Genomic DNA, 12,632 nt, shown 5'->3' with positions numbered 1-12,632 from the left:
CAAGTTGCCTGATGCGCGATCCCATGTAGGAGCGGCCTTGTGTCGCGACAGGACCGCGCAGCGGTCCCGGCGATATCAGGGCGCCAGGCGCTCGCGCAGCCACTGCCCATCAACCGACCGATAGTTCAGCCGGTCATGCAAACGACTCGCGCGCCCCTGCCAGAACTCGATACGCTCAGGCAGCAACCGGTAGCCGCCCCAATGCTCCGGGCAATGCGGCTGGGTATCCGAGAACCGCGCTTCGGTGGCCTTGACCAGGCCCTCCAGCTCCTCTCGCCCGGCAATCACCCGGCTCTGCGGCGACGCCCAGGCACCCAGGCGGCTACCCAGCGGGCGCACCTGGTAGTAGTCGTCCGACTCCTTGGCCGAAACCTTGACCACCCGCCCCTCGATACGCACCTGACGCTCCAGCGCCGGCCAGAAGAAGGTCATGGCTGCAAACGGGTTGGCCTGCAGTTGCTGGCCCTTGGCGCTGTCGTAGTTGGTGAAGAAGGTGAACCCCTGCTCATCGAGCCCCTTCAGCAGCAAAACACGGCAATGCGGGCGGCCTTCGCCGTCCACGGTGGCCAGGGTCATGGCGTTGGCTTCCACCGGTGCCTGCTCGGTTTTCACCGCATCGGCAAACCACTGGTGGAACAGGGCAAACGGCTCGCCCGGCGCCTGGGCTTCAGCCAGGCCATCACGGGTGTAGTCGCGGCGCATATCGGCCAGGGATTGGGTCATTACTGCGTTCCTTGACGATCAGTTGGTCTTCGCAGGGCTGTTGGCAGCTACTTTTTTATCAGCGGTAGCTTTTTTGGCGGCCGGCTTGGCTGGCGCGGCTTTTTTCTTGGCGGCCGCCTTTGCAGGGGCCTTGGCCTTGGCTACCGGCTTTTTCGCCGCAGGCTTGGCAGCTGGCTTGCTGTCGGCGGCCTTGGCGGCGGGTGCCTTGGCATCCTGTACCGCTACCACGGAAGCCGGGACGGGTGCCGGCGCAGCCTGCTGGTACTTGGCCAGCAGTGCGACCATGGTGTTTTGCGGGGTCAGCAGCATTTCCACGCGACGGTTAAGGGCACGGCCCTCGGCGCTGTCGTTGGCGGCACGAGGCATCACCGAACCCATACCCTTGAGGGTCAGGCGGTCACGCTGCAGGCCACTGAGGCGGAAGATGGCCGACACCGAAGCGGCGCGCTCCAGGCTGAGCTTCTGGTTGGCAGCAGCGGCACCACTGGTGTCGGCATGGCCCAGTACCAGCACGGCAGTCTTCGGGTCGCCTTCGACCGTCTTGGCCACGCGGGTGATCGGGCCGAGGGTCATGGGCAGCAGCATGTTCGGGCGGTCCGGGTTATACGAGCTGTCCACCGGGAGGGTCACGGCCAGTACGTTATCGCGGCGCTCCAGCTCCAGCTTGCTGTCCTTGATCGCTTCGCGCAGCTTGGGCTCGTACTCGTCCAGCCAGGCCTGGGTTGCCTTCTGGTCGATCTTTGGTACCACTGGCCCCTTGGCTTGCTTTTCATCGCCGCCGAACGGCCACCACCAGCGGCTGGCGCTTTCGGATTTGGCGTCGGCCTTGGCCACTTTTTCAGTAACGGCTGCCTTCACTTCCTGCTCGGCGACCTTGTCCGAACCGAAAGGCCACCAGCTGGAACCGCCCTCCTTGGCGCCCTGCGGGGAGTGGCTGGCGCAACCGGTAACGGCGGTCAGGCACAGGGCGAGTGCTAAGGTTTTATGTGAAGACATCAGCGATACACCATGAAATAGAAAGATATTTTGCCTAGGCACTTCAGGCGTTGGCATTGAGGATAGTCAAAGGGGTGGGGCAATACCCGCATTACCCGATCAAAGGCAACTGGCAAGGACACGTACCAGTTTTTGCGCACGCGGGTCCATGAGTACATACGGGCCGAGGGTATTGACCACGAAACCGAAGGCCACATCGTGCTCCGGGTCGGCAAAGCCGACCGAGCCACCGGCACCGGGGTGGCCGAAGGCGCGGGCGCCCAGGCCAAAGGTGGCGTTGGCCACGTCAGGCTGGTCAAGCATGCAGCCCAGGCCGAAACGGGTCTGGGTGAGTAAGGTGCGGTCCTGGCCGAGGCTGTGCTCGCGGGTCAACTCATCGAGCAGTTCGGATTCGAGCAGGCTGCCATCCAGCAGGCCGGCATAAAAGCCCGCCAGGCTGCGGGCGTTGCCATGGCCGTTGGCTGCAGGCTGCTGCATGCGCCGCCATTCCGGCTTGTTGGTGCTGGTCAGGATCGCTGGCGGGTTGGTGAAGGCACGGGTCGACAGGGCCTCGGGCTCGCGCATGGTCACCTGCAGCAAGCGCTGTGCAGCGGCATCGCCGGGGTTGCCCTTGCCACGGGCGATGTGCGCCACGCGGTCGAAGTCTTCGTCGGCCAGGCCAACATGGAAATCCAGCCCCAGCGGGCGAGCGGTGCGGGCCACGATCGAGTCACCGGGGCCACGGCCATCGGCACGACGGATCAGTTCGCCGATCAGCCAGCCGTAAGTGATAGCCGCATAACCGTGTTCTGTGCCAGGTGTCCACCATGGCGTCTCGGCCGCCAGGGCATCGACCATGGTCTGCCAGTCATACAGGGCTTCAGCCGGCAGCAGCTCACGAATGGCCGGCAGGCCGGCACGGTGGCTGAGCAACTGACGCAAGGTGATCGACTGCTTGCCGGCCTGGGCGAACTCGGGCCAGTAGTTGGCCACTGGGGCATCGAGGGCCAGCTTGCCCTCGCCAACCAGCTGCAACGCGGTAACAGCGGTAAAGGTCTTGGTGCAGGAAAACAGGTTGGCGATGGTGTCGCTGTGCCAGGCCTGCTGGCCGTCCTTGTCGGCACTGCCGGCCCACAGGTCGACAACAGTCTCGCCGCCAACCTGAATACACAGCGCGGCGCCACGCTCCTGGGGATCATCGAACAGCGCGGCAAAGGCTTCGCGCACGGCTTCGAACTTCAGCTCATAGTGACCCTGGATCTGCACCCGCTGCTCTCCGTACGACCATATTCAAAAAGGTGTGCATTGTTTCAGTAGTTTGGCGTTTTGCAAACTGGCTTGGGCCGGGTGGTCGCGATGAGTGGCACCCGAAGCGAACGCAACCCTTGTAGGAGCGGCCTTGCGTCGCGATGGGGTGCGCAGCAGCCCCAAGATCTCCGCGCAACACACAAACTGCCGGGGCTGCTGCGCAGCCCATCGCGACGCAAGGCCGCTCCAACACTTCAGACCGCGTGCGGCTGACGCTAGGGCGCTGGTTTTTCCAGTTGGGTTCGCAGGTGGGCCATGACCTGCAGGTTGCTTTTGCGCACGGCATCGACAAAGCCCGGGTACGGCATGTCCGTGATCGCCACCAGCCCGAGGTGGCCGTTTTCGCCGTCGAGCAATCGGCCGCTGGCCGGCTGGTCGAGGTACTGGAACCAGTGCGCGCCGACGATCATCGGCTGCTCAAGCGCTGCCTTGAGGAAATTGCCATAGGCCGGGCCACGGTCTTCTTCGCGCACCAGCTCCAGCGGCCCGGGCCAGAACGGCCCGCGATCACGCGAGCCAAACTGGAACTCGGACACCAGCACGGGCTTGTCCAGCTCGGCCAGACGGGTGAAGTCGTAGCCGTCCTGCGGCTTGAGGGTGTAGAAATTGAAGCTGAGCACATCGCAGAACTCGGCGCAGGCCTTGACGGCCTCCGGCGTGCTGACGGCATAACGACCACCCAGCAACAGGTGGTTGGGGGCATGCCACTTCAATGCATCAGAAATGGTCTTGAAGTAGGTTTCGGCAAATACCTGCTGGAAATGCTGGTAGTCACGCTCGATTTCCGGATGTTCCGGGCTGGGCAGTGGCGCTTCGAAGCCCGGGTCTTCCATCAGTTCCCAGGCAGTCAGTTCGATGCCCCAGGCCTTGGACAGCCCCTCCTGGTTGCGGTACTTGTCGCGCAACTGCTTGAGGAAAGCGCGCTTGGCCGGCACGTCGGTGGTCAGGCGCAAGGTGCCGTAGGCCAGGCCATAACGGGCCTTGGGGTCGTCACCCGGTGCAGCCCAGGCCAGCTCGTTGTCGGCGAAATAGCCAATCAGCCAAGGGTCATCACGGTGATCGCGGGCGGCAATGGCCACGGCACGTTCGGTAGCCATCGCAAAGCGCGGGTCGAACGGGTCGGGCATGCGGCCCCACCAGTCCATGCCAGTGCTGATGCTGGCGTAATCGCCAACGATCGACAGCGGCAAGGTATATGGCATACGCCTGGCCTGGTCGAGGGCTGGCTCACTCCAGTTACCAATCGTGTTGAAACCCCATGCCTGCAAACGGTCAAGTGCATGCGCCTGCCAGCGTGTTGCATCCAGCGCCAGCGGTGGGCAAGCGGCCGGCTGCCCTTCTACCGGAGGCGGGCAGGGTTTGCCATAGGTACGCTGCAGGTTGGCGGCATAGAAGTCGAACCAGCGCCCTTTCTTGAAATGGCGCCCTTGCGACGAGGTGTTGCCATCGTCGTTGTTGCCTTCGCCGTAGAACGCGGCCAGTGCATCACCCTCACCCGGCAATGCCTTGAACATGGTTTCGCGACTGGCGGTGTAGGTACGCCCGCCGTCGGCTGCCACGGCATTCACCCCCAGCGAGTAGAACGGGTGCCCTTCCGGCGTTACCAGGTACCAGCGGCCATCGCGTTTTTCGGTACGGAAGAAGCCCTTGGCCGCAAACGCCGGCCCGGCCACCAGGCCACCATAGGCATCCAGATGCTGCTTGCCACGCTCTGCCAGCCAACCCTTGAGCTGCTGTTGCTCACGGCTATCGGCTGCCTTGAGCTGGTCGTCATTGGTAACCTTCTCGGGCCAGTTGCCACGGGTGGATTGGCCGTACGCATCGATCAATGCGTGATAGGCCGCCTTGTAGGCCTGGTCGTCGTCCTGGATACCCACCCGCTCGATCAGCAGGTTCTGCGCGACCTTGGGGTTGGGGATGCTGAGGCTGATCGAGGCCACCTGCTTGAGGTCGACCGCACCCGCGCTGCTGGTCAGCAACAGGCGCTGGCCAGCATGGTTCCAGGGCATCGGTGGGCCGGCGCGCATGCCCTGGCTGAGTGGCGAACTGGCCGTCAGCGGCACCATCACGGTTTGCGCGGGGCCGGCCGGCAGGTCGATACGGCTGGTCAAGGTACGGCCATCGCTACCTTGCACCGTAACATCCACGGTCAGCGCCCAGTCCATGGCACTTTGCAGGCGCAAGGTGAGGAACTGCCCGCTGGACCAGTCCCAGACCCCACCTTGCGGGCTCAGGCGCAGGGTCGGCCGCTGGGCGGGGTTGAACACCACACGCCGCAATACCTCGCCTTCAGCCGTTTGCTCCGCGTTGTACTGCGGCATGCCGGCATCCTCGGTCGCCACATTGACCACCGAGGCCGGGCGCACGAAGCTGAACAGCGTCTGCTGCCCGGCCAGCAAGGGCGAGCTGAACAACAGGGCGAAAACGGCAGGCAAGGTACGGCGGACCATAAGGCTGAGGCTCTCCTTCAGGGCCGTCATGGCCCAGGACTGAGTAAAGGACAACGCGCCGCAGCAAGTGCTCCGGCGGTCAGGAAATCTCCCGCCGGAACGGCGGCAGCGCATTGAGAATAGCCTTGCCGTAGCGCTGGGTGACCAGGCGCCGATCCAGCAAGGTGATGACGCCGCGATCCTGCTCGGTACGCAGCAGGCGGCCGCAGGCCTGGATCAACTTGAGCGAGGCGTCGGGCACGGCAATTTCCATGAACGGGTTGCCTCCGCGCGCCTCGATCCACTCCGACAACGCCGCTTCGACCGGGTCGTCGGGTACGGAGAACGGAATCTTGGCGATGACCACGTGTTCACAGTACGCCCCCGGCAAGTCGACCCCTTCGGCAAAGCTGGCCAGGCCGAACAGCACGCTGTGCTGGCCATCGTCGACCCGCGCCTTGTGCTTGTTCAGGGTTTCCTGCTTGGACAGGTTGCCCTGGATCAGCACCAGCTTGCGCCAGTCACGGTCCAGCCCATCGAACACGTCCTGCATCTGCTTGCGCGAAGAGAACAGCACCAGCGCGCCGCGGGCATCTTCGACGATATTCGGCAGCTCGCGGATGATCGCTGCCGTGTGCGCCGCCGCGTCGCGTGGGTCGGCCTGCAGGTCGGGGACCCGCAGCAGGCCGGCATCACCATGCACGAACGGGCTGGGCACCACGCAGGTAACCGCATCACGCGGCAGCCCGGAGCGCATGCGGAAGCGGTCGAACTTGCCCAGCGCAGTCAATGTCGCCGAGGTCACCAGCGCGCCATGGGCCACGCTCCACAGGCTTCGACGCAGCATTTCGGCAGCGAGGATGGGGCTGGCGTTGACTTCGATGTCGAACAGCGCACCACTTTCGGCGAGGGTCAGCCAGCGCGCCATTGGCGGGCTGTCTTCCGGGTCTTCGGCGGTAAAGGCCGTCCACAGCTCCCAGTTGCCCTGGGCACGTGTGACCAGGCTGCCGAACAGCGGGTACCACTCTTCGGCCTGGTGGCTGGCGATACCAATGCTGACCTCGCCGTCCATGCCTTCCTTGAGCAGGTCGGCCAGGCGGGTGAACAGGTCGTTGAGGCGGGCAAAGCCTTTTTTCAGCTCGATGCCCACTTCGCGGATTTGCTCCGGTACCACGCCACCCTCGAAGCGGTAACGCGGGCGCTCACGGCCTTCGGTATCTTCGCTGGGGCGGAAGTCGGCCACCTGCTCGCACAAGGTGAACATGAACTGCTGCTGGGTGCGCACTTCACGCGCAAGCTCCGGCACCTGCTCGATGTACTTGCCCAGGTCACCGGGCAGCGGATGCTGGGCCAGCAGCTTGGTCAGGTTCTTGGCGGTCTGCTCCAGCCAGTCGGCGGTGGAGCGCAGGCGCGAATAATGGGCGAAATGGCCGATGGCCTTGTCCGGCAGGTGGTGGCCTTCGTCAAACACGTACATGGTGTCACGCGGGTCGGGTAAAACCGCACCACCGCCCAGGGCCAGGTCGGCCAGCACCATGTCGTGGTTGGTGACGATCACGTCGACCTTGCCCATGCCTTCGCGGGCCTTGTAGAACACGCACTGCTGGAAGTTGGGGCAGTGGCGGCCGGTGCACTGGCTGTGGTCGGTGGTCAGGCGGGCCCAGTCCTGGTCTTCCAGTGCTTCGGGCCAGCTGTCGCGGTCGCCGTCCCAGCGGTTGCCGGCAAGCTTCTCGATCATGCTGTTGAACAGCTTCTGGCTGCGCTCGTCGACTTCGATGTGGAAGCCTTCTTCCTCGAACAGCTGGGCGGTGGCCGACTGGGCGTGGCCTTCCTGCAACAGGATGTCGAGCTTTGACAGGCACAAGTAGCGGCCACGGCCTTTGGCCAGGGCGAAGCTGAAATTCAGGCCGCTGTTGCGCATCAGGTCGGGCAGGTCCTTGATGACGATCTGCTCTTGCAGGGCCACGGTTGCGGTGGCAATCACCAGGCGCTTGCCGGCTGCCTTGGCGGCCGGGATCGCGGCCAGCGCGTAGGCGACCGTCTTGCCGGTACCGGTGCCCGCCTCCACCGCCACCACGGCAGGCTCGCCAGCACGGCGGCCTTCATCGTCGCAGGCGATGTCGCCAAGTACTTTGGCCACTTCGGCGATCATCAGGCGCTGGCCATAGCGCGGCTTGAGGCTCTTGGCTTCGAGAAAACGCGTATAGGCGCCCTGGATGGTGGCTTTGAGTTCGGTGCTGATCATGGTCTGCAAGCGCCCGGAGGGCTGGATATATTTTCAGTGTTTCGCATGGGGCGGCTATCATACCCCGCTATTGCCCTTTGTGCCGCATGGAGATCCGGATGCTCGCCTTTGCCCTGCCCTACACACTGCATGTTCTGGCCGCCCTGGTATGGGTCGGCGGCATGTTCTTCGCCTGGCTGGTGCTACGCCCGGCAACGGTTGCAGCCCTGGAAGGGCCTGCCCGCCTACGCTTGTGGGTGGAAGTTTTCCGACGCTTCTTTGGCTGGGTCTGGCTGGCGGTGGCGATTTTGGCGATCAGTGGTATCGGCATGTTGCACATGCGCTTCAGCGGTTTCGAGACGGCGCCGAAGTATGTGCAGGTGATGATAGGTGGCGGGATCGCCATGTTTGCCTTGTTCATGCGCATTCAGGCGTTGCTGCTGCCGGAACTGAAAGCAGCGGTGCAGGCCGAGGACTGGCCGGCGGGTGCGGCCGTGCTGGGGCGGATTCGGCGGATGGTGGGGGTCAATTTGCTGCTGGGCCTGGCGGTGGTAGCCGTTGCCAGTTCGCGGCTGATGATCTGAGAGGTTTTACACTGTACTTGTAGGAGCGGCCTTGCGTCGCGATGGGCTGCGCAGCAGCCCCTGATTTCAGTGAATACGCATAAATTGCCGGGGCTGCTGCGCAGCCCATCGCGACGCAAGGCCGCTCCTACAAGGGATCGCGGTGAGGTTCACAGGCCCTGCAGGATCAGCTCACCCTCAGCCCCCGCCAAGCCAGGCTGGCCTGGTTGCCCGGGCCGGCCATTGGCGCCAGCGCTGGTGCTGTACACCAGGCACCCCTTGCTCGCCCCGCCTTTACCGGCTTTACCTGCCGCCCCGGGTTTGCCCGGCGCACCGCCATCCAGGCGCACGACTATGCGTTCCTGCGCAAAGCCCTGCGGCACGCTCAGGCGAACGCGCCCGCCCGGCGCACCATCATGCCCGTTGCCACCATCATCGCCATTGGCACCACGGCTGGCCTGGCCCCAAGTGCAGCCACCGGCTTCGCCGTTGCCACCATCGAGCCCCACGTAACCGGGTGCACCGGCGCCGCCACGGGCATCGATCACTACCCGCTCGGCATCCACTTCAGCCAGTTTCAGGTCCAGGCTGCGGCCGGAACGGGCTGCCCGCTGGTAGTTACCCGCCGCCCCCGTGGCACTGAACTCGCTGCCCTCGCCCAACCGCGCGCTGCGTGCCTCGATCAGTAGCGGGGTCTCGGAAGGCGCAACAACGATGCGCGCATCACGCCCCAGCTCTAGCTGGTCGACCGTCAATTGCGCGAGCGACGCAGGCAGCATCAGGGTTGCTGCGTCAGCAACACGCAAATGCGCAAGGTGCACGCTGGCCGACTTGTCGGGCAGGCGCAACATGGAATTGGCGGCAACGTCCAGGCTCTCGGCCTGGGCAAAAGGGGCCGCCAACAAGGCCAACAACATCAGATTACGCATTTCGTGGCGCCTCCTGCGCACGGGGGATAGACATGACATGGAAGATACCCGTCAACAGGATCTGCAAGCGATCGAACCAGCGATGGCTGCGCCCGCGCAAGCTGGCGTTGAAGAACAGTACTTCAAGCAGATGCAGGCTCAGCAGAAAAATGCCAACGGCATTGATCAACAAATTGAAAGGCAACGGTTGTGGCATCAGCTGATTGAACAGCACCACACCCCAGAAAGCGACCGTCAGGACCTTGCCCAGGCCCAGGATGAACTTCATACCCGCCCCCTAGATTGTTGTTATGTCGAGACGGCCCGAGCGAGCGGGCCGTGCGACCCACATTAACTGCAATGCCAAGGCAGGCGCCAGCACCGCTCAGTTGAGGTGCAGCTCCACCCGTCGGTTGCGCGCGCGACCCTCTTCGGTTTCGTTGTCGGTGACCGGCTCGCTTTCGCCGCGCCCCTGGCTGGTGACCTTGCCCGGCTCCAGGCCCTGGCCGATCAGGTACTCGGCCACGCTACTGGCGCGGCGCTCGGAAAGCGCCTGGTTGTAACTGTCGGATCCGACGCTGTCGGTGTGCCCGATCACTTTGACCTTGGCGATTGTCGGTGAGTTGAGTTGCGCCACCAGGCCTTGCAGGCGCTGTTTGGCAGCGCCGGTCAGCTCGGCAGAATCGAAAGCGAACATCACCGCGCCGTTGTCATCAAGGATGATCACATCCGGCGAGGGCTCGGGAGCAGTGGCAGGTGCTGTCGCCGGGTACTCCTTCAGCGGGCAGCCCATATGGTCGACCGGCGTGTTGGCGGGGGTATCGGGGCAGTAGTCGCGGCGATCAAAAATACCATCGCCATCTTCGTCACCGTCCTGGGCAAAGCAGATCAGCCCGCCGGCGACAGCGCCCAGGGCACCGCCCGCTGCAGCCCAGGTAGAACTTTCGATAGCGCCCAGGCCGCCACCGACCAAGCCGCCCAGCACGCTGCAAATGGGCCAGGTCCTTTGGTTGAGGGGCGCGCTGCCATCGCTGTGCGTGGCGCAGCCCCCGAGCAGGCTGGCAGCGACCAACAGCGGTAGAGCCGCCTTCGACATCACACTCATGCTGAATGCTCCTGTGTCACTGGCCACAAACGGCGGACCGGCTTCAAAGCGCGCCCGTGCCACTGCTCAAGGCACGGGCATACGCCGTTTCAACGCTGGATCTTGATTTCGGTACGACGGTTCATGGCACGCCCTTCAGCCGTGGCATTGTCCGCTACCGGTTGGGTTTCACCGGCACCGACCACCGAAATGAAGCTACTGCGCGGGACCCCTTCCTCGACCAGGTAATCGGTCACCGAATGGGCACGGCGCTCGGACAGTTTCTGGTTGTAGCTGTCGGAGCCGACGCTGTCGGTATGGCCGCTGACGCTCAGGCGCGCAGATGGCGCTTCCTGTTTCAGGCGCGTGGCAATGGTATTGAGGCGTTCCTTGTCGCTGGCGGTCAGGCGCGCAGAGTCAAACTGGAAGTGCACATCGCGGATGACGATGACTTCTTCCTTCTGCACCACCACTTCCTCGACCACCGCAGGTGCTGGTGGCGGGCAGCCATCGGCATCAACCTGCACACCACGCGGCGTGCCAGGGCACTTGTCGCGGCTGTCCGGCACGCCATCGCCATCCTCGTCGCCATCACCATGGGCCCAGCAATAGCCCGCTGCCAGGCCACCGCCGAGCAACGCACCCCAGCCAGCCCAGCTGGAACTCTCGATGGCGCCCAGGGCGGCGCCGCCTACACCCCCGACGGCGGCACATTTCGGCCAGTCGGTTTTTTGCAAACCTGCACAACCAGTCAACACACTGGTGAGCAGTACCAGGGGTATCGCTGTGCGTACTATGCTCATTTCATTGCTTCTCCTAGGGGAATCGGCATATGGCCGATCTCTGGGAGTAAAGACCGCGCATTCCAATGCTGCCAGCAATAAGCCACGACGCGGTCACATGCCTCTTTGCCCGCACGCTGCGGCCCGCTAGTCTTGGACGACTTGAACGAGGATTGGCAATGACCGACGGTTTTTCCCAACGCACCCCACAGCAAGCCCTCGCAGCCTTGCTCGAGCGTTTTACTCCGCAACGCCTGCTGCTGGTGGGCACGCGCTTCCCGGCACTGGACGCCTTTGCCCAAGCGCACCCGCAAGTGACGATTGCAACGGCTGCCCCTGGCCCGCTGCCGGCAGAACTGGCAGCCCAGCGCTTTGACCTGGCGGTGCTGGTGGACTGCCTGGAACACCTGCCCAAGCGCACCGGCCTTGAGTTGCTGGGCGGTATTCGCAACCTCAATGCCAGCCGGGTTGCCGTGCTGGCCGACCTGGCCGCGTGCGGCTGGCAGGACACCGACTTCTTCGCCCTGGCCCTGTCGGCCAGCGAGAAATTCTGCCGTGACCAGCAGGTCTTGAGCCTGTTCACCTATGATCTACATGATTACAAGCAGGTCCCGGACTGGCTCAATGCCCGGTTCTGGGCCAACCCTGAAAACTTTGGCAAGTACTGGTGGTAATGATGAGTGTCTCGGTCTGCCCTTGTGGCAGTGGCAACCTGCTTGACGCGTGCTGCGGGCATTACCATGCCGGTACCCCGGCACCGGATGCCCAGACGCTGATGCGCTCACGCTACAGTGCCTACGTGCTGGGCCTGGTCGACTATCTGGTGGCAACTACCCTGCCGGCCCAGCAAGCCGGCCTGGACCGCGCCGCCATGGCCGCCTGGAGCGCCCAGAGCACTTGGCTGGGCCTGGAAGTGGAAAGCGCCGAGGTGCTGGGTGGCCAACCGGAGCACGGTTTTGTCACCTTCACTGCGCGCTGGCACGACGCGGACGGTGACCACCAGCACCGCGAGCGCTCGGCGTTCGTGCAGCACGCCGGGCGCTGGTATTTCATCGACCCCACGATCGACCTCAAGGCCGGGCGCAACGACCCTTGCCCTTGCGCCAGCGGGCAGAAATTCAAGAAATGCTGCGCCAGTTACGTGGAGAACTGAGCATGATCCAACGCGCCCGTCTGCTGCTACTCGGTACGCTGATGGCATGGTTGACGGGCTGCGCCAGTTGGGGCAGTGACGACTGGCGCGAACCTCAAGTGCACCTGGTCGAGGTCGAAACGGTCAAGGCCAGGCTGCTGCAGCAAGAGTTCGTTTTGCACGTGCAGGTCGACAACCCCAATGACAGCCGCCTGTTCATCCGCAACCTGTCGTATGCCGTGCGCCTCAACGACCTGCTGCTGGTGCAGGATGAAGAAAGCCTTTGGCGCAGCGTGGGCGGGCACGCCCGGCGCACGTTCAAGATCACCGCGCGCACCAACCTGTGGCAGCACCTGAAACCACTGGCCAAGTTGCTCAAAAGCGGAGAACCGCTGCATTACACCCTGCAGGCCGAACTGGCGACCGGGTTGATCATTCATCGGGACCTGCACTTATCGCGCAGTGGTGAGATAATCCCCGGTGATCATTTCCCGGAGTAACCCT

Annotated in this window: 13 protein-coding genes; 4 read left to right on the top strand and 9 right to left on the bottom strand. The window is 64.0% G+C overall.

The genetic code is table 11. The annotated features are described in order from the left end of the window. Positions 1-75: 75 nt before the first annotated feature. The 5 genes from pdxH to dinG form a co-directional block, all read right to left on the bottom strand. Complete coding sequence (pdxH, locus tag ACI2KG_RS26260; protein WP_400614976.1) at positions 76-723, bottom strand: pyridoxamine 5'-phosphate oxidase; 648 nt, start codon at positions 721-723, stop codon at positions 76-78. Between the two features lie 18 nt (positions 724-741). Next, a complete protein-coding gene (locus ACI2KG_RS26255) occupies positions 742-1,719 on the bottom strand; it encodes an OmpA family protein (protein ID WP_404663858.1) in 978 nt (325 codons plus the stop codon). A 99-nt stretch (positions 1,720-1,818) separates the two neighbouring features. Further along, a complete protein-coding gene (locus ACI2KG_RS26250) occupies positions 1,819-2,964 on the bottom strand; it encodes a serine hydrolase domain-containing protein (protein WP_404663857.1) in 1,146 nt (381 codons plus the stop codon). Positions 2,965-3,221: 257 nt separating this feature from the next. Beyond that, entirely contained in the window at positions 3,222-5,456 is a 2,235-nt protein-coding gene (locus ACI2KG_RS26245; RefSeq protein WP_404663856.1) for a beta-galactosidase, read from the bottom strand. 79 nt (positions 5,457-5,535) lie between these two features. Next, a complete protein-coding gene (gene dinG / locus ACI2KG_RS26240; protein ID WP_400614967.1) occupies positions 5,536-7,680 on the bottom strand; it encodes an ATP-dependent DNA helicase DinG in 2,145 nt (714 codons plus the stop codon). A 98-nt stretch (positions 7,681-7,778) separates the two neighbouring features. Between dinG and ACI2KG_RS26235 the strand changes: the two genes are divergently transcribed. Further along, positions 7,779-8,243, top strand: a complete 465-nt coding sequence (locus tag ACI2KG_RS26235; protein WP_404663855.1) for a CopD family protein — start codon at positions 7,779-7,781, stop codon at positions 8,241-8,243. A 149-nt stretch (positions 8,244-8,392) separates the two neighbouring features. Here ACI2KG_RS26235 and ACI2KG_RS26230 read toward each other — a convergent pair whose 3' ends face one another. The 4 genes from ACI2KG_RS26230 to ACI2KG_RS26215 all read right to left on the bottom strand — a co-directional run bounded on the left by ACI2KG_RS26230 (position 8,393) and on the right by ACI2KG_RS26215 (position 11,017). Then, positions 8,393-9,151, bottom strand: coding sequence for a collagen-like protein (locus ACI2KG_RS26230; RefSeq protein WP_404663854.1), 759 nt, complete (start codon positions 9,149-9,151; stop codon positions 8,393-8,395). Then, complete coding sequence (locus tag ACI2KG_RS26225) at positions 9,144-9,419, bottom strand: DUF1145 domain-containing protein (RefSeq protein WP_400614959.1); 276 nt, start codon at positions 9,417-9,419, stop codon at positions 9,144-9,146. Before ACI2KG_RS26225 ends, ACI2KG_RS26230 begins: the two co-directional genes overlap by 8 nt. 96 nt (positions 9,420-9,515) lie before the next feature. Next, positions 9,516-10,235, bottom strand: a complete 720-nt coding sequence (locus tag ACI2KG_RS26220; RefSeq protein ID WP_404663853.1) for an OmpA family protein — start codon at positions 10,233-10,235, stop codon at positions 9,516-9,518. Positions 10,236-10,324: 89 nt separating this feature from the next. Beyond that, positions 10,325-11,017: an OmpA family protein gene (locus ACI2KG_RS26215; RefSeq protein WP_400614955.1), complete on the bottom strand. Its 693-nt coding sequence runs from the start codon at positions 11,015-11,017 to the stop codon at positions 10,325-10,327. Between the two features lie 158 nt (positions 11,018-11,175). Between ACI2KG_RS26215 and ACI2KG_RS26210 the strand changes: the two genes are divergently transcribed. From ACI2KG_RS26210 to ACI2KG_RS26200, 3 genes are read left to right on the top strand one after another with little or no spacing between them, the layout of a single operon-like run. Then, positions 11,176-11,670 (top strand): DUF6231 family protein, encoded by a 495-nt coding sequence (locus tag ACI2KG_RS26210; RefSeq protein WP_012273855.1) that lies wholly within the window; start codon positions 11,176-11,178, stop codon positions 11,668-11,670. A 2-nt stretch (positions 11,671-11,672) separates the two neighbouring features. Beyond that, positions 11,673-12,149, top strand: a complete 477-nt coding sequence (locus ACI2KG_RS26205; RefSeq protein WP_404663852.1) for a YchJ family protein — start codon at positions 11,673-11,675, stop codon at positions 12,147-12,149. A gap of 2 nt (positions 12,150-12,151) precedes the next feature. Then, complete coding sequence (locus tag ACI2KG_RS26200) at positions 12,152-12,628, top strand: LEA type 2 family protein (RefSeq protein ID WP_404663851.1); 477 nt, start codon at positions 12,152-12,154, stop codon at positions 12,626-12,628. Positions 12,629-12,632 lie beyond the last annotated feature (4 nt).

The organism is Pseudomonas sp. NPDC089407, from assembly GCF_044900445.1.
Lineage (GTDB): Bacteria > Pseudomonadota > Gammaproteobacteria > Pseudomonadales > Pseudomonadaceae > Aquipseudomonas.
Note: the sequence above shows the minus strand (reverse complement) of the source record. Positions and strands in the feature narration are given on the sequence as shown.

Excerpts from the sequence above, each read along its gene's own strand:
- pdxH (WP_400614976.1), bottom strand. The coding sequence starts at position 723 with ATGACCCAATCCCTGGCCGATATGCGCCGCGACTACACCCGTGATGGC.
- ACI2KG_RS26255 (WP_404663858.1), bottom strand. The coding sequence starts at position 1,719 with ATGTCTTCACATAAAACCTTAGCACTCGCCCTGTGCCTGACCGCCGTT.
- ACI2KG_RS26245 (WP_404663856.1), bottom strand. The coding sequence starts at position 5,456 with ATGGTCCGCCGTACCTTGCCTGCCGTTTTCGCCCTGTTGTTCAGCTCG.
- dinG (WP_400614967.1), bottom strand. The coding sequence starts at position 7,680 with ATGATCAGCACCGAACTCAAAGCCACCATCCAGGGCGCCTATACGCGT.
- ACI2KG_RS26235 (WP_404663855.1), top strand. The coding sequence starts at position 7,779 with ATGCTCGCCTTTGCCCTGCCCTACACACTGCATGTTCTGGCCGCCCTG.
- ACI2KG_RS26230 (WP_404663854.1), bottom strand. The coding sequence starts at position 9,151 with ATGCGTAATCTGATGTTGTTGGCCTTGTTGGCGGCCCCTTTTGCCCAG.
- ACI2KG_RS26225 (WP_400614959.1), bottom strand. The coding sequence starts at position 9,419 with ATGAAGTTCATCCTGGGCCTGGGCAAGGTCCTGACGGTCGCTTTCTGG.
- ACI2KG_RS26220 (WP_404663853.1), bottom strand. The coding sequence starts at position 10,235 with ATGAGTGTGATGTCGAAGGCGGCTCTACCGCTGTTGGTCGCTGCCAGC.
- ACI2KG_RS26215 (WP_400614955.1), bottom strand. The coding sequence starts at position 11,017 with ATGAGCATAGTACGCACAGCGATACCCCTGGTACTGCTCACCAGTGTG.
- ACI2KG_RS26210 (WP_012273855.1), top strand. The coding sequence starts at position 11,176 with ATGACCGACGGTTTTTCCCAACGCACCCCACAGCAAGCCCTCGCAGCC.
- ACI2KG_RS26205 (WP_404663852.1), top strand. The coding sequence starts at position 11,673 with ATGAGTGTCTCGGTCTGCCCTTGTGGCAGTGGCAACCTGCTTGACGCG.
- ACI2KG_RS26200 (WP_404663851.1), top strand. The coding sequence starts at position 12,152 with ATGATCCAACGCGCCCGTCTGCTGCTACTCGGTACGCTGATGGCATGG.